The sequence below is a fragment of the Hymenobacter aquaticus genome, assembly GCF_004765605.1.
In the GTDB taxonomy this organism is placed as follows: domain Bacteria; phylum Bacteroidota; class Bacteroidia; order Cytophagales; family Hymenobacteraceae; genus Hymenobacter; species Hymenobacter aquaticus.
This window is the reverse complement of record NZ_SRLC01000001.1, coordinates 2,138,136-2,152,076: the sequence shown is the minus strand read 5'-3', so window position 1 is coordinate 2,152,076 and position 13,941 is coordinate 2,138,136. Positions and strand designations below refer to the sequence as shown.

Here is a 13,941-nt window from a genome sequence, read left to right as displayed (position 1 = left end):
TTAGGGCTTCAGCTTACCCTTTCTTCCCTTTCGCCCTGCCCTTCTCTGCCGGCTTACCGCCCGCATAGGCTACGCGGTAAATCACGCCGTTCGAGTCGTCGGAAATCAATAACGAGCCGTCGGTGTGCTGGGCGATGCCGCAGACGCGGCCGAACTGCTCCTTGTTGTTGTTCACCAACCAGCCGGTCACGAAGTCCTCGATGCCGGTGGCCCGGCCCTGGGCGTCGAACTTGACGCGCACGATGCGGTAGCCCGAGGGCTCGGCCCGGTTCCAGGAGCCGTGCATAGTTACGAAGGCGTCGTGCTGGTACTCTTTCGGGAACTGCTGGCCCGTGTTGAACACCATGCCCAGCGGGGCGGCGTGGGCGGCGTAGAGCTGCACGGGCTGCACGGTTTTGGCCGCGTACTGCTCGGGCGTCATATCGGCGGGCTGGGGGTGGGGCGGGATTTTGCCGTCGGCGTAGACGTAGGGCCAGCCGTAGTCGGCGCCTTCTTTTATTTCGTTCAACTCCTCGCGCTGGTCTTCGTCGCCGAGCCAGTCGATGCCGTGGTCGAAGCCCCAGAGGGCCTTGGTGGCGGGGTGCCAGCCGAAGCCGATGGTGTTGCGCAGGCCCTTGGCAAACACCTTGCGGCCCGAGCCGTCGGTGTTCACCACCAGCAGCGTGGCCTGTTCCTTGTTGCGCTCGTCGCAGGCGTTGCAGGTGCTGCCCACCGAGAGGTAGAGCTGGCCGTCGGGGCCGAAGTTGAGGGTGCGGTTGGGGTGCTGGCCGGCGTCGGGCAGGTCTTTATACAGCGTTTTCAGCTCGCCCAGGGTGCCGTCGGCCTTGATGTCGGCCACGAACAGCTCCCGGATGGCGCTGAGGTAGAGCTTGCCGTCCTTCAGGGCCAGGCCGTGCAAATCGGGGCGGCGGGCCACTTCCCGCATCACATCCGATTTACCGTCCTTGTTCGTGTCGCGCAGCAGCATGACGGTGCCTTTGGTGCGGTCGGAGGCGTACACGTCGCCGTTGGGGGCCACGGCCAGCATGCGCGGGTTGCCGGTTTTCTCGGCAAACTTGGTAACCGTGAAGCCGGCCGGGGCCTTGAGCTGGGCCACGTAGGCCTCGGTGGCGTCGACCTTGCCGGGCTTGAACACGTTGACGGCGAAACCGTCTTTCACGGTCTTCTCATAGTCATTCTGGGCCTGGACCGTGAGGGAGGCCAGCAGGGCGGCGGCCGTTATGCAAGGGGTGAAGCGGAAGTTCATACAGCAGAGCGTTGAAAACGAATAGAGTGGGTTTACCGCTGGCAGCCGGCCGGGGTTGCGCTGGCAGCACGAGGTAGAGACGCAACATATTGCGTCTCGTCGTTGAACGACTCGCGAAAGGATTGTTCAACGGTTTCGTTCAGTGTCCTGCACCAGTTTCATTCAACGACGAGACGCAACATATTGCGTCTCTACTTCCCCAGCGTCAGGTTGTAGTTCACGCCCAGCCGGAAGCCCTGGTTGAACTCGAACACCGGCAGGCCCGAAACGGGCTCATCGTCGGCGTGCTGGGTTATCTGATTCAGGTACAGCAGCTCTAGGCGGAAGTTGTCCTGCACCTGGTAGCCCACGCCGCCGGCCAGGCGGTTCTGGTTGAACACCTTGCCCACGTTGCGGCCGAAGCTCAGAAACACCTCGTCGAAGCCCGTCAGGTACCACTCGCGCGCGTCGAGGCGCGGGCCTTGCAGCGGCAGCACGGCCGAGAGCTGGTAGCGGATGCGGTTCTGGTATTCCCAGCGTTGCACGCGGCGGCCCTGGCCTTCCTCCAGCTGGCCCTGCCAGCGCTGCTCCAGCCGCCCGCGCTGCTCCAGCACCACCCGGCCCAGCGTGTCGCTCAGCTGCACGTCCTGGTAGAGGCGGTGCTCGGGGAAGGGCACACCCGTGTCGGCGGTGGGAAAGTCGCCGTAGGGGCGGGTAATCAGGTTGGTGTAGCCGGCGGCCACCTGCACGCGGGGCCGCAGCTGGTAGGCCGCGCCCAGGCGGGCCAGCTGCTGCTGGGGCCTGGTCAGAAAGTGGGTGCGCCGCCACTGGTACTCGGTGTGCAGCGTCCAGCGCTTGCTCAGTGGATGGTCGCCCTCGTACACGTACCAGCCGATGTTGTTGCGGTCCGGGATGCGCTGGGTCTGGCCGAAAGCCGCGAAAGAGCCCAGAAAAAAAAGAGCGGCCGCGCCGGGCCCGAGGAAGTGCATACCCGTTAGACGCAGCCCGGCCGCCGGGGGTTATCCGGCCCGTGCCGCCGCACGGCCGGTTTCCGCCGCGTTGGCGCGTCAGCCGGCCGCCGGCCAACTCCGGCCCGCCCGGTCTGGGGGCAAGCCCGCCGCTGACCTAACGGTTTGTGCGACGGTTGGAAAAACCGTTAGGTAAGGCCAGACCTAACGGTTTTTGTGACGACCAGAAAAACCGTTAGGTTAGGGACTACCTAACGGTTTTTGAGCGGAGGCCCGCCGCCGTTAGGTTCACCACTAGCTGCCCTGCCGTGAGCCACGCCCAACTGCTGCGCGACGTGCGCGTCCATTTTGGTCTTTCCCAGCCCGCCCTGGCCGGCTGGCTGGGCATCAGCCGCTCGTTGCTGGCCCTGGTCGAAACCGGCCGGGAGGCCCTGCCCCGCCACGCCCGGCCCTGGCTGCATCCCTGGCTGACGGCCCTGGACCTGCCCGATGACCCCACCGCCGTGCCGCCGCCGCCCGCTGCGGTGCCCGCGCCACCAGTGGGGCCGGCGGCGGCGGTAGCCCGCCTGCTGGAGTGCGACTACCAGGCCCACCGCCTGCACCAGCAGCACCTGGCCCTGCTCGGCCGGCACCGGCTGGCCGCCCGGCACCTGGCCGCCGGCCCGCTGCTGCTGGCTTCCCTGCCATCCCTGCCCGCGGCCACCGCACTCCCCGAGCCCGTGGGGATAGTCTTGCGGCGGCGCTGGCTGGCCCGCCTGCTGGAAGCCGCTACCGATGCCCTGCGCCCCGAGGCTGCCACCGGACCCACGGCCGCCGCCCTGCTCGGCATCCGGGGTGCGGCCTGCCGGCACGAGGCCGCCGCGCTGCGGGCCTGGCTGGCCGGTGGGGCACCGTCGTAGCGCGGCCCAGGCGTGGGTTTCTGCCGTTGAGCGGGGTCAAAATAAATCGGCTGAGGACTATATAGCCCGGCGGGTGCGGCGCGTTAGCAGCTCGTGGCACGAAGCCACAGCGCGTTAACCCTTTATCTACCGTTTCTAGTATGGATTACCCCGTTGCATTACTGACTACCCGCCCCGAGTGCCAGCTGGTACTCGCCGACACCCAGGCCGACATCGACCGGGCCTCGTTCCGCATCCTGGCCGCCACCCGCTCGGCCAGCCTGCAAACCGACGAGGCCACGGCCGATGCCAACGAAATCAGCTCCCTCACCGACCAGATCGGGCCCCTGGAAGCCCGCGTCGCGACGATGCCCGCCGGGGAGGCCCGCACCAAGGAGGAGGTGAAGCTGCGCGCCCTCAAGCGCGACCGGGAAAAGCTCCAGGACGAGCAGCTCAGCGGCCAGGGTGGCCGCGGGGCCTTCCGCCGGGCCCGGGAGCTGGACGCCGCCCAGCGCCAGCTCGCCGGCTACCAGGACTGCAAAGCCCAGGTGCAGGCCCGCCACGACGGGCTGTCGGCCTAACCTCTTCCAGACTACGCTATGCCTATGCAACAGCCTGCCCGGGAAACCGGGCAGGCTTTTTTGTGGGCGTAGTAGAGACGCAATATGTTGCGTCTCGTCGTTGAACGATGGTGGATGGCGGTTGCCCTGGTACACGGCGCGGTTCCGGGTCGTGCGACGACGAGACGCAAGATGTTGCGTCTCTACAGCCGTCCGGCAGCCCGGTGGCAAGGGGCGGCAAGCGGTGACGGCGCAGGGCGTACATAGCGAAGTAGATAGGGGTGAATAGCAGAATGGGAAGCGGCCGGCGGTTAAGATAGGCAGCCCGGCTTTATTTCCCACCCTGAACATCCGGCCCGCTTTGCCGTTTGCAAAGGCTCTGACCTGCCCAGCGCATATGCCCGTTCGTTACTTTCTACTGTTGCCCCTGAGTCTGCTGGCCCTGCCCGCCCTGGCCCAGCTGCCCGCCGCCGCCGATACCACCCGCCCCATAAAGCTGCCCGAGGCCACCGTGGTCGGCTACGGCACCAACCTGCCGCTGCGGCGCACGGCGGCCGGCGTGAGTGTGCTCGACGCCAGCGGCATCGAGCGGTTCAACCAGGCTTCATTGGCGGCGGCCGTGAACACCTTGCCCGGCGTGCGGCTGGAGGAGCGGGCCACGGCCAGCTACCGCATCAGCGTGCGGGGCAGCACGCTCCGCTCGCCGTTTGGGGTGCGCAACGTGAAGGTGTATTACCACGACATTCCCTTCACCGAGGCCAGCGGCAGCACGCCCTTCAACCTGCTCGACCCCGCCACCATCGGCCGCCTCGAAGTCATCAAAGGCCCGGCGGCCAGCGTGTACGGGGCCGGTACCGGCGGGGCCATCCTGCTCACCAACCGCCAGGCGGCGCCCGGCGAAGTCCGCGCCCAGGTAAGCGCCACGGCCGGCAGCTTCGGGCTGCGGCGCTACTCCGTGGCGGCCGAAGCCGGTACCACCGCCAGCACGGTGCGGGCCCAGTATGCCCACCAGAGCCTCGGTGGCTACCGCGACAACAGCGCCGCCCTGCGCGACGTGCTGACCCTCGACGGTGAATTCCGCGTTTCGGAGAAGCGCACCGTGGCGGCCCACCTGCTCTACACCGACCTGAGCTACCAGCTGCCCGGTGGCCTCACCCGGGCCCAGTTCGAGCAGAACCCCCGGCAGGCGCGGCCGGGCACGGCCACCAGCCCCGGCACGGTGCAGCAGCAGGCGGCCTACGCCTCGCGCACGGCCCTGCTGGGTTTCTCGCACGAGTACCGCTTCACGCCGGCCTTCTCCAACAAAACCACGCTCTACACTACCGGCACCACCATCCGCACGCCCTACTTGGTCGACTATGAGCGCAACACCGCCGTGGGCGGCGGCGGGCGGACGGTGTTTGCCTACCAACGCGTGCTGGCCGGCCGCCTGCTGCGCCTGAGCGGGGGCGGGGAGTGGCAGGGCAGCTTCGAAAACGCCCGCAACTACGCCAACCGTGCCGGCAGCACCGGGGCCCTGCGCTACGACGACGACATCCGCACGGCCACCGGGTTTGTGTTCGGGCAGGCCGAGCTGGAGCTGCCGGCCGGGCTGCTGGCTACGGTGGGGGCCAGCTACAACCGCCTCAGCTACCGCATCACCCGCCTGCCGGGCGGCACCATTACCCCCGCCGGCTACGAGCTGCCCCGCCGCTTCCGGCCCGAGGTGTCGCCGCGCGTGGCCCTGCTCAAGGAGCTTACGCCCCTGATTTCGGCCTACGCCAGCGTGAGCAGCGGCTTCTCGCCGCCCACCGAGGAGGAAATCCGCCCCTCCGACGGCAGCCTCAACCAGGACCTACAGGCCGAGCGGGGCACCAGCTACGAAGTCGGCCTGCGGGGCAAAGCGCTGAGCGGCCGGGTGCAGTTCGACGTGGCCGCCTTCGACTTCCGCCTGCGCCAAACCATCGTGACGCGCACCAACGAGCTGGGCGCGCAGCTGTTTGCCAACTCCGGCGCCACCCGGCAGCGGGGCGTGGAAGCGGCCCTGAGCGGCTGGCTCTGGCAGCCCGCACCCGCCGCCGGCAGCGTGCCGGCCGCGCCAGCCGCCGGCCTGCGGGCCTGGGCCAGCTACGCCTACAACCATTTCCGCTTCCAGGACTACCAGCCGAACGCCGACAATTTCAGCGGCAACCGTCTGCCCGGCACCGCGCCCCACACCCTCAGCGCCGGCCTCGACCTGGCGGTACCGCAAGGGTTCTACCTGCACCCCACGCTCAGCCACCAGGCCCGCCTGCCCCTCAACGACGCCAACACGGCCTACGCTCCCGGCTACTGGACCTTCGCCACCCGCGGCGGCTGGCGCCAAACCCTGCTGGCCCACCTGGAGCTGGACGTCTACGCGGGCCTCGAAAACGCCACTGACCGCCACTACAGCCTCGGCAACGACCTGAACGCCTTCGGTGGCCGCTACTACCAGCCCGCCCCCGCCCGCAACTTCTACGCCGGCACGACGGTGGCGGTGAGGTGGTGAAATGGTGAAGTGGTGAAGTGGTGAGTTTGTCCGTTGTTTGATGTGTCATCCTGAGTGGAGCGCAGCGCAGCGAAGGACCTTCCTCTGAGTAGTGACAAGTCAGTACCAACGTGACAACGCCCTTCTTCCGCGCGGAAAAAGGGCGTTGTCACGTTGGTACCAGCGTCCGTGGGCCAGGTGGGGAAGTTCCTGCACTCTGCCTCGCGACGTTCAAAATGACCGACGTCGTGAGACCCGGGAACCTCAAACTCACCATTTCACCACCTCACCATCTCACCGTTTCACCGCCCCGTGGGCAGGGCCAGCACCGGCAGGCGCGCGTGCCGGATAACCTGGGCCGTGATGCTGCGGTGAAATAGCCGCCCCAGCACGCTGTGCCGCCGGGCCACGAGCACCAGCAGCTCGGCATGGGCCGTGTGGGCCGCCTGCTCAATGCCCTTGGCCACGTCCAGGTTGCGCACGCCCTGGGTATGTACTTTGTCCTCAATACCGGTCAGCAGCCCGGCGGTCCGCACGCTTTCCAGGGCCTTGGTGCAGGAGTCGTCGTCTTCGGGCTCTACTACGTGCACGATGGTTAGCCGGGCCTGCAGCTTTTGCAACACTTCCTGCACGGCCTGAGCCGGCGCGGCCAGCTGAAACGGGTTACCATCGGCGGCCAGGGACAGGCGGCGCGGCGCGGTAGCCGCCGTGGCCACCGGCACGACCAGCAGCGGGTACTGCGAGGCCTGCAACAAGTCCAGGGAAGTCGTCGTCACCAGCTCGTCGGGCAGCTCGTCTACCTCCGGGCGGCCCAGCACCAGCAGGGCGGGGCGGTGCTGCTCGACCACTTCGAGAATGGCCGCCGTGGAGCGCCCCGCCGTCACGGCCGGCACCACCGGCACCGTCAGGCGGCTCATCCGCTCGTCCAGGGCCACGGCAATTTCGCCCTCGGTGCGCTGGGGCAGCTTGCCGGTGAAGGACTCGGGGTCGAAAATCGAGTTGCGGTTTACGTGCAGCAGCACCAGCGGCGTGTGGAGCTGGGCCGCCAGGGCCGCGGCATACTGCAGGGCCGCGTCGGCGGCGGGTGTAAAGTCGGTCAGCACGAGCAAGGGAGCGGGCATACGGGCAGGGGTTAGAAGTGACGACGCTTAAGTATACTGCAATAGGGCTGAGCTGTTGGTAAGATACGGCATTAGCAAGGCTGGGCCTAGCATGAAGCCGGTAAACCGGGAAGAAATCAGGCTGCCGGTCAGCCGCTGGCCGGCAGCCAAAAAGCCGCTCTGCCTACTGGCAAAACGGCTTTTCGTGCGGGCACTTGCCCCAAATGGGCAGGGCTTAGCGGTTGTTGTCGTTCTCGAAGTTGTTGTTCGACTCGATGATGATGTCGTCGCGCTTGTCGCCGGTGGCGGCCAGGTCGCCGGTGGCGCCGGGCACCGTGGTGTCGTCCGGAATGCCGGTGGTTTCCTGCTCCAGGCGGGCCGAGGTGTCCAGGGTGCCTTCCTCGTCGCGCTTGTAGGTATACAGCTCGTCGTGGTGCTTTTGCTGCTCGGGGCTCATCTTGGCGCCATCCGACTGGGGCTCATTCGCGGCGGCCGGTTTCTTGTTCTTATTCATACCAGAGAAGGTTGAGGGCTAGTTCAGGGCGTTGTCGTTGGGGTCTTCCGGGCCGGTGCTACGGTTGGCCGGTTCCTCGCTGGCCCAGTTGCGGGTGCCGCTGCCGTAGCGCGGGTCGTCTTCCTTATACGCTTCGCGGCGGCTTTCCGCGTCGTCGTTCTGGCTGGCTACTACCGTGTCGGTGGCGCGGTTCTGGGGGGCGGCGCCGCGCTGGTCGGGCTCCGTTACGTTGGGGGCGGCTATGCCGCCGGGGTTGTTGCCGGCCGGGTGCGAGTAGACGTCGGAGCCGGTAGTGGCGGCCGCCGGGGCTGCGCCGCCGAACTCACCATAGGAAGGCGTGCCCGTCGAGGTGTTGGGCTTGGGGGCGGCCGTCATATCCGCGCCGTTTTCGGCCGAGGCTCCGGCCCGGGCCGCTCCTTCGCGGTGGTTTTCGGGCTCCTGGTTTTTGTCTTTGCGGAACTCGCTGAATTCGTCCGGATTATCGTTGCTGCCGTCGTTGGGGTGATTTTGCATGGCGAAAGAAGAGTGAGGGTGGAATAGCCGGCACGCCGGCTGCTGCCCCTGTGTACGGAGCCGGCCCCGATTTGGCTACACCCGCGCGCAAAATCAAATTTCGGCGCCCGGCCCATCCCCGGCCCCCTAGTCCGCGTATGGGTAGCCAGCCCCGCCGGGACTATTTTCCGCCTATTCTCACTGACTTTCCCCGATGCAACCTACCGTCACCCACAACGAAGAAGACCAAGCCTTTTACGCCACGGTCAAAGGCTACGAAGCCGAGCTTGCCTACAGCCTGCCCGCCGAGGGCGTGGTCGATTTTACCCACACCTTCGTGGACGAAAACCTGCGCGGGCAGGGCGTGGGCGAGGCCCTGGCCACCACGGCCCTGGCGTATGCCCGCGCCCACAAGCTGCGCATCCGCACTTCCTGCAGCTTTATGAAAGCCTACGTGCAGCAACACCCCGAGTACCAGGACCTGCGCGAATAGCCGGCCAGGCGGCTAGGCCCGCAGCCAGGCGTCGGCGTCGGCCTCAGTCGGGAAGTGGCGGAAGGCCAGGCTGGCCGGGGCGCTGAGGGCCACGCCCTGGGAGGCCAGCCGGGCCATGGGGTTGTGGCTTTCCACGATGGCGCAGTGGCTGTAGCCGGCCAGGCGCACGCTGCCGGGTATCCACTCGGTAGCCAGCCACTGCTGCACGGCCACCGGTATCAGGGGCCGCTCCTGATGAATGCTCATCGTTCGGCCCGTGCGGAAGTGTTGCATGGCCTGCTGCACCTGCTGGTAAGCGGCCCGCAGCTCGGCTTCCGTGCCACCCTTGGGCGTCCAGCGCAGGCGCAGGTAACCCCCGGCCGGGTCGTGGGTTAGCTGCAGAGCGGCGTTGGAAAAATACAGGGTTTCGCTGGGCGAGGAAAAAGGCATAGGGCAGTCGGCAGCAAGGCAGCTGGCCCGGTGGCCGGTACGCTGGGCTTCCTACCGGGAAAGCCGCTGCTGCTTGCCCTGCAAAACTACGACACCCGGGCAACATATCAGCGCCCGGGCCGCTATTTGCCGGAGGCCCGCCCAGCTACAAAAAAGCCCTGACTCCAGGCATGGAATCAGGGCTTTTCGTGGGTGTCAGGCCGGGGGCCTGGCTGCCGATACTAGTGCTGTACGACGGCGCGGCTGGTGTAGAAGGCGTTGCCGGTAGCCACGCGCACCGTGTAGAGGCCGGCGGGCAGGCTCTGCACGTTCAGGGTAGCTTCCGAGGCAGTGCCGCCCAGCGTGTGCTGCTGCGTCAGGACCTGCTGGCCCAGGGCGTTGAACACGCTGATGGTGGCCTGGGTACGGGCCGTCAGCTCGGGCAGCCGCACGTGCAGCAGGTGCGCCGTGGGCGTGGGATATACTTCCAGCTTATTGGTAATCACCGGAGCCTTGGTGCCCAGGTTGATGCAGGTGGAAGTGTGGCTGCCGATGTTGGTATACACGTCGGTGCCCACGGCCTGCCAGGTGGCCGCGCCGGTAGCCCAGCGCGTGGAGCCGCCCGTTACGTTCGGTCGGCGGATCAGGGTGTTGTCGGTGGTGGTGCCGCCGCCGGGAATTACCCAGCCCGTCGTAGCCGGGCGCTGCCCGATTACCCCGATTACGTCCAGCGTGTCGGTGCCGTCAAACAGGGCAATGGCGTCGTCGCCGTTGAAGAACGTTACGGCGGAGGTCAGGTCGCTCTGGGCCAGCACGGCCGGTGCCGAGCCGGCGTTGGCAATAACGTACACGTCGCCGGCGGCAATGCTGCCGGTCAGGGTCTGAATGGTGGGGTTGGCCGTGTTGCCGTTGGCGTAGAGGGCCACGCGCTTGCCGGTCAAATCAACACCAAACGGGGAGGGGTTGTAGATTTCCAGCACCTTGGTGTTGCCGGTAGCAGCCTCCACGTATTCCGAGAAATACAGGCGGGTGCAGGGGCCGCTGGTGGGCGCCTGGTCGTCGTTGGTAATGGTGAACGTATGCGTAGCCGGGGTGCCCAGCACGGCGCCGCCGCCGGTGGGCGTGCCCAGGCGCAGCAGCACGGTTTCGCTGGCTTCGGGCGTCACGTCGCCCACTACCGTCACCGTGATGGTCTGGGTCTGGTTGGTCTGGCCCGCCACGAAGCTCAAGGACGTCACGTTCAGGCTGTAGTCGGTGGCGTTGGCCGTCGAAGCGGCGTCAACCGTGAGCGGTACCGTTACGGCCGAGGTCGGGGCCGTGCCAGTCAGCGTCACGCTGATCTGGAAGGTCTGGGTGCCGGTGTTGCCTTCAATCAGGGAGCTGGTAGCGGCGGCGAAGGCCACCGTCGGGGCCTGGCCGTCGTCGTTGGTAATGACCAGCGCGTGCGAGAAAGAGCCGCCGATGGAGCCTCCGGTGCTGGGGTTAGTCAGCGTGAGCAGCAGGGTTTCGTCGGCTTCGGGCTTGGTGTCGCCGTTCACCGTGACGGTGATGGTCTTGGTGGTTTCGCCGGCGGCGAAGGTCAGCGTCTGGGTCGGGAAAACGTAGTCCTCGGTGGCCGTGGCCGTCGAGGAAGCATCCGCGCCTACCTGCACCGTGAGCGTGGCCGTCGGGGCGGGGCTCACCGTGACGGTGGTGGTGTAGGTTTTCGTGCCGCTGTTGCCTTCCACGATGGTGCCCGAAGGCGTCGAGAAGCCGAAAATCGGCTGCACCGTCAGGTTGTAGGCGCGGGCTACCAGCTCGGGGTAAGCAATGAAGGGGTTGAAGTTGCCCTGGCTTTTGGCCGTGCGGCGGTTCCGCTCCCGCTCACGGGCGTCCACTGGGTCGGCCAGGTGCCAGCGGTACAGGGTCTGCAGGTCGGCCAGGCCGGTAATGACGTCCTTGCCGGGGTCGAAGGTCTGGCCCTGGTGCATGGTGTAGAAATAGAACGCGCACCGGGCTACGTTGCCCTTGTGGTCCTCACGGGGCTCAAAAGCGGTGTTGGTGTCCTCGCTCCACTCGTCGATGTTGCTGGTCGGAATCGTCGACTGGCCCACCGTGCCGCGCATCCAGATCTGGGTCTGGTTGTCGGGAATATCGGCAAACATGTCGCTGCCGCGGTTCGAGTTCCACTGCGTATAAGTCGGAAACAGGTGGTGAATGTCGGACTTCATCCGGCTCACCTCGTTGAACCACGACTGCGGAATAGTATGCTCGCAGTTGATCAGGCCCACGTTGCTGGTGCTGGTGGCGGCCGAGTCGATGGTTTTCGGCACCGCGTAGCCCGAGTACACGCAGGTCAGCTTTCCGTCGAATACGTCGACGTAGTTGTACATTTTGCCGCGGGCCACGTCGTAGCCCAGGTCAACGCGCTTGCCGTCGTACCAGTTGGTGCGCAGCCAGTCTTTCAATGCCTGGCCCTGCAAGTTGGAAGGTGGTGCTGCGGGCATCACCTGGGCCGTCGAGGCCAGACTCAAACTCATTGCAGCGGCAAAAGCCCATGCGAAGAGGTGTTTCATGTGTTACTAAAAACGGAATGAATGATGGCACTAATATCCGAAAATCATTTGGTAGCGGCGGGAAAACAGTTCATTGTTTCGGGGGCGGCCCGCACAAAAAAGCCCGCCAGAACATGCTGGCAGGCTTTTTCCCGGGTGATATTATTTTTTTGTGTCCGGGTGAGGAATAACTTCCTGAACAGTAAGAGTCTAGCCGGTACCCGTCCGGAGCCGGGTTATTTGGCGGGCTGCAGCACCTGGTCGACGACGTGGGTGATGCCGTTGCTGGATACGACGTTCGGAATCAGGATGGTAGCCGTGCCGCCTTTCCCGTCGCGCAGCAGCACGGCCGGGCCTTTTTTCACCACGGTCAGGGGTTCGCCCTGCAGGGTGGTCAGGGTCTGCCCGTCCGCCAGGTCGTCGACCTTGAGCTTGCCGGGCACCACGTGATAGGCCAGCATGGTGTAGAGGCGCTGCTTGTTTTCGGGCATCAGCAGGGTGGTCACGGCCCCGGCCGGCAGCTTGTCGAACGCCGCGTTGGTGGGCGCGAATACGGTGTAGGGGCCGGCGCTTTTCAGGGTTTCAACCAGGCCGCCCGCCGCCAGCGCCGACACCAGCGTGGTGTGGTCGGTCGAGTTTACCGCATTGTTGACCAGGTCTTTGTCCGGCGTCATCAGGGTGCCGCCCACCAGCACGCCCGCCGCGGCCGGCGGGGCCTGGCCGGCGCCGGCCGCGGGGGCCTTCACCTTGTACTTGGTGCTGCTGTTGCCCGCTTTGCTTTTGCGCTTTCGCTTACCATCGTCTCCCACCTTCGATTTGGTCGTGGCCCCGGCGGCCCGGGTTTTGGTTTTCGCCCCGTCCGATTTGGTCGTCGGGCCCTGCTGCGCCCCGGCGCCCGGGCAGGCCCCGGTACCGAGGAAGACCAGCAGGGCCAGCAGCGGAATAAATTGCTTCGTCATGCGTAGGCAGAAAAGAAAGGAAAAGATGCCCGCTATACGGTAGGGCCCCGGCGATGGATTGGCCGCGCCCCCGCCGGAGCGCCGGGCCGGATAATTCCGGGCGCGGCGACTTTCAACCGGCATAGATAGCTGCCGGGAAGCCTGAAAACCTACGGATTGAAAGAAAAAATTAGGCTTTTATGATGTCACATTTTGATAGCGTAAAGAGCGTTGGTTAGGCCTAATTTAAAGATAAACAGCAGAGTATATGCCTTATTTCGGAGCAAACTGGGTGCTGGATGAAGTCACAATTGGCAGGAAATTTTCCTTTCTATCGGGCCAGAAGTAGGCAATCTTGGAAGCCTCAACCAGCCTGGTTCTCCCACAGGCTTCCACCTGACCACAACCATGAAAGACACATATCTGCACAACCTCGGCTTTGTTCCACTGGTACCCAGCTACTCGTTGTTCCACTCGGCGCGCGGTGGGCAGGGAGCTTACATTCCGCCCACGGACGTGCGCTACCAGCACGTGTACACCGCGCAGGATGGGGCCACGCTGTTCGTGTATTCGTGGCTGTACGAGCCGGGCTACATGCTGACCACCTGCGAGAACATCGCCAGCATGAACGACATCGTGGCCGAGCTCGACTCCGACGACCCGATGCTGCTGAATCAGCAGATTGAGAACTTCTTTGTACAGCACGGCGGCGTCGCGCTGCCCTCGCTGCAGCCCGCGGCCCAGGGCCGCGTTACTTACCTGCCGCTGTCGGCCACCCGCGAGCAGGCCGCCTAAGCATTTCCCCGTCCTGATTTCTGAGCTGTGCCTAAACAAACGTTCCGCTGGTAGCTGTTCTTACCACCCAAAAGGGCCCGTACTGGCAAGTACGGGCCCTTTTGGGTTTTTATGGCAGTGGCTGGCTCAGGTGCTCGTGCGCAGCCATTCGTAAGCCGTGGCTACGTCGTCGAAGGTGACGACCATGGGCCGGGTGACAAACAGCATGGCCCGGTCCATTGATTTGCGGGCCTGCCAGTGGGGCGGGTACACCCAGGCCACGTACCGCACGCCCCGGCAGGCCAGCTGCTCGTAGTAATGACCACCCACCCAGGCAGCCCCCTTGTCCCAGTCGGACGTAACCTGGCTGTTGTCATTGAGCATTTTCTCGCAGGGATGATCCTGCAGAAAACGCAGCACCAGGTCACCCCCGGTTACGGCCGACACTTCGTTGTGCTGCCCTTTCCACTCGACGTACAACCAATGGTTGCTCGGGTCATAGGAGATGGAAAGAGCAGAAGTGTGATACAGGATTTCCATCCGGAAGCTGGCTGAGGGCGAGACTCCAA

The 13,941-nt window shown here is 65.6% G+C and carries 14 protein-coding genes; 5 read left to right on the top strand and 9 right to left on the bottom strand.

The window, feature by feature from the left end:
* Positions 1–13: 13 nt before the first annotated feature.
* Both E5K00_RS08825 and E5K00_RS08820 read right to left on the bottom strand, forming a co-directional pair.
* Entirely contained in the window at positions 14–1,246 is a 1,233-nt protein-coding gene (locus E5K00_RS08825; protein ID WP_135462856.1) for a PQQ-dependent sugar dehydrogenase, read from the bottom strand.
* Positions 1,247–1,437: 191 nt separating this feature from the next.
* Positions 1,438–2,214: a DUF2490 domain-containing protein gene (locus tag E5K00_RS08820; RefSeq protein ID WP_135462855.1), complete on the bottom strand. Its 777-nt coding sequence runs from the start codon at positions 2,212–2,214 to the stop codon at positions 1,438–1,440.
* A gap of 287 nt (positions 2,215–2,501) precedes the next feature.
* Here E5K00_RS08820 and E5K00_RS08815 point away from each other — a divergent pair, with 287 nt between their 5' ends.
* The 3 genes from E5K00_RS08815 (at position 2,502) to E5K00_RS08805 (ending at position 6,140) form a co-directional block, all read left to right on the top strand.
* Positions 2,502–3,092, top strand: a complete 591-nt coding sequence (locus E5K00_RS08815; RefSeq protein WP_135462854.1) for a helix-turn-helix domain-containing protein — start codon at positions 2,502–2,504, stop codon at positions 3,090–3,092.
* Positions 3,093–3,232: 140 nt separating this feature from the next.
* The gene (locus E5K00_RS08810) at positions 3,233–3,652 is read left to right on the top strand and encodes a hypothetical protein (protein WP_135462853.1); all 420 of its coding nucleotides are present in this window, start codon (positions 3,233–3,235) and stop codon (positions 3,650–3,652) included.
* Between the two features lie 376 nt (positions 3,653–4,028).
* Positions 4,029–6,140, top strand: coding sequence for a TonB-dependent receptor (locus E5K00_RS08805; RefSeq protein ID WP_135462852.1), 2,112 nt, complete (start codon positions 4,029–4,031; stop codon positions 6,138–6,140).
* 281 nt (positions 6,141–6,421) lie between these two features.
* Here the strand turns inward: E5K00_RS08805 and E5K00_RS08800 are convergent, their stop codons facing one another.
* From E5K00_RS08800 to E5K00_RS08790, 3 genes are all read right to left on the bottom strand, one after another.
* Complete coding sequence (locus tag E5K00_RS08800) at positions 6,422–7,240, bottom strand: universal stress protein (RefSeq protein ID WP_135462851.1); 819 nt, start codon at positions 7,238–7,240, stop codon at positions 6,422–6,424.
* Between the two features lie 214 nt (positions 7,241–7,454).
* A complete protein-coding gene (locus E5K00_RS08795; RefSeq protein ID WP_135462850.1) occupies positions 7,455–7,733 on the bottom strand; it encodes a hypothetical protein in 279 nt (92 codons plus the stop codon).
* An 18-nt stretch (positions 7,734–7,751) separates the two neighbouring features.
* Positions 7,752–8,246: a hypothetical protein gene (locus E5K00_RS08790; protein ID WP_135462849.1), complete on the bottom strand. Its 495-nt coding sequence runs from the start codon at positions 8,244–8,246 to the stop codon at positions 7,752–7,754.
* Between the two features lie 193 nt (positions 8,247–8,439).
* Between E5K00_RS08790 and E5K00_RS08785 the strand changes: the two genes are divergently transcribed.
* Positions 8,440–8,718, top strand: coding sequence for a GNAT family N-acetyltransferase (locus tag E5K00_RS08785; RefSeq protein ID WP_135462848.1), 279 nt, complete (start codon positions 8,440–8,442; stop codon positions 8,716–8,718).
* A gap of 12 nt (positions 8,719–8,730) precedes the next feature.
* Here E5K00_RS08785 and E5K00_RS08780 read toward each other — a convergent pair whose 3' ends face one another.
* From E5K00_RS08780 to E5K00_RS23080, 3 genes are all read right to left on the bottom strand, one after another.
* Complete coding sequence (locus E5K00_RS08780) at positions 8,731–9,147, bottom strand: hypothetical protein (protein ID WP_135462847.1); 417 nt, start codon at positions 9,145–9,147, stop codon at positions 8,731–8,733.
* Positions 9,148–9,368: 221 nt separating this feature from the next.
* Positions 9,369–11,645, bottom strand: coding sequence for an endonuclease (locus E5K00_RS08775; protein ID WP_167856810.1), 2,277 nt, complete (start codon positions 11,643–11,645; stop codon positions 9,369–9,371).
* Between the two features lie 251 nt (positions 11,646–11,896).
* Positions 11,897–12,619 carry a fasciclin domain-containing protein gene (locus E5K00_RS23080; RefSeq protein WP_245328245.1) on the bottom strand — a complete coding sequence of 241 codons (723 nt, stop codon included), beginning with the start codon at positions 12,617–12,619 and terminating at the stop codon, positions 11,897–11,899.
* Between the two features lie 387 nt (positions 12,620–13,006).
* Between E5K00_RS23080 and E5K00_RS08765 the strand changes: the two genes are divergently transcribed.
* Complete coding sequence (locus E5K00_RS08765) at positions 13,007–13,393, top strand: hypothetical protein (protein ID WP_135462845.1); 387 nt, start codon at positions 13,007–13,009, stop codon at positions 13,391–13,393.
* Between the two features lie 126 nt (positions 13,394–13,519).
* On the opposite strand, the gene E5K00_RS08760 is transcribed toward E5K00_RS08765, so the two are convergent.
* Positions 13,520–13,912: a hypothetical protein gene (locus E5K00_RS08760; RefSeq protein WP_135462844.1), complete on the bottom strand. Its 393-nt coding sequence runs from the start codon at positions 13,910–13,912 to the stop codon at positions 13,520–13,522.
* Positions 13,913–13,941 lie beyond the last annotated feature (29 nt).

What these genes read in the sequence shown, in the direction of transcription:
- E5K00_RS08825 (WP_135462856.1), bottom strand. Translation starts at nt 1,246, where the DNA reads ATGAACTTCCGCTTCACCCCTTGCATAACGGCCGCCGCCCTGCTGGCC.
- E5K00_RS08820 (WP_135462855.1), bottom strand. Translation starts at nt 2,214, where the DNA reads ATGCACTTCCTCGGGCCCGGCGCGGCCGCTCTTTTTTTTCTGGGCTCT.
- E5K00_RS08810 (WP_135462853.1), top strand. Translation starts at nt 3,233, where the DNA reads ATGGATTACCCCGTTGCATTACTGACTACCCGCCCCGAGTGCCAGCTG.
- E5K00_RS08805 (WP_135462852.1), top strand. Translation starts at nt 4,029, where the DNA reads ATGCCCGTTCGTTACTTTCTACTGTTGCCCCTGAGTCTGCTGGCCCTG.
- E5K00_RS08800 (WP_135462851.1), bottom strand. Translation starts at nt 7,240, where the DNA reads ATGCCCGCTCCCTTGCTCGTGCTGACCGACTTTACACCCGCCGCCGAC.
- E5K00_RS08795 (WP_135462850.1), bottom strand. Translation starts at nt 7,733, where the DNA reads ATGAATAAGAACAAGAAACCGGCCGCCGCGAATGAGCCCCAGTCGGAT.
- E5K00_RS08790 (WP_135462849.1), bottom strand. Translation starts at nt 8,246, where the DNA reads ATGCAAAATCACCCCAACGACGGCAGCAACGATAATCCGGACGAATTC.
- E5K00_RS08785 (WP_135462848.1), top strand. Translation starts at nt 8,440, where the DNA reads ATGCAACCTACCGTCACCCACAACGAAGAAGACCAAGCCTTTTACGCC.
- E5K00_RS08780 (WP_135462847.1), bottom strand. Translation starts at nt 9,147, where the DNA reads ATGCCTTTTTCCTCGCCCAGCGAAACCCTGTATTTTTCCAACGCCGCT.
- E5K00_RS08775 (WP_167856810.1), bottom strand. Translation starts at nt 11,645, where the DNA reads ATGAGTTTGAGTCTGGCCTCGACGGCCCAGGTGATGCCCGCAGCACCA.
- E5K00_RS23080 (WP_245328245.1), bottom strand. Translation starts at nt 12,619, where the DNA reads ATGACGAAGCAATTTATTCCGCTGCTGGCCCTGCTGGTCTTCCTCGGT.
- E5K00_RS08765 (WP_135462845.1), top strand. Translation starts at nt 13,007, where the DNA reads ATGAAAGACACATATCTGCACAACCTCGGCTTTGTTCCACTGGTACCC.
- E5K00_RS08760 (WP_135462844.1), bottom strand. Translation starts at nt 13,912, where the DNA reads ATGGAAATCCTGTATCACACTTCTGCTCTTTCCATCTCCTATGACCCG.